This window comes from Streptomyces sp. CA2R106, assembly GCF_037034245.1.
Classification (GTDB): Bacteria; Actinomycetota; Actinomycetes; order Streptomycetales; family Streptomycetaceae; genus Actinacidiphila.
This window is the reverse complement of record NZ_JBAGKC010000208.1, coordinates 1-286: the sequence shown is the minus strand read 5'-3', so window position 1 is coordinate 286 and position 286 is coordinate 1. Positions and strand designations below refer to the sequence as shown.

At 62.2% G+C, this 286-nt stretch carries 1 protein-coding gene; it reads right to left on the bottom strand.

Features of this window, described 5'->3' with window-relative positions; translation table 11 throughout:
• The coding region (locus tag WA788_RS35770; protein WP_335984710.1) for a roadblock/LC7 domain-containing protein at positions 1-284 on the bottom strand (284 nt) is incomplete at its 3' end.
• Between the last annotated feature and the right edge of the window lie 2 nt (positions 285-286).

Sequence of the window (286 nt, the reverse complement as noted above, 5' to 3'; positions counted from 1 at the left end):
AGCGACGAACCGTCCGACACCGACATGATGAACAGGAAACCCCGCTCCATCTCCACCACCGTCTGGTTCACACTCCCCCCCTCGAAAATCCGGGAGGCACCAGCCGTCAACGACGTCAACCCCGAGGCCACCGCCGCCAACTGATCCGCACGATCACGCGGAAAACCATCAGACATCGCGAGCAGCAGGCCGTCGGCGGAGACCACCACCGTGTGGGACACCCCAGGGGTGTTGTCCACGAAGTTGGTGATCAACCAGTTCAGATTCTGTGCCGCCTGGCTCATCG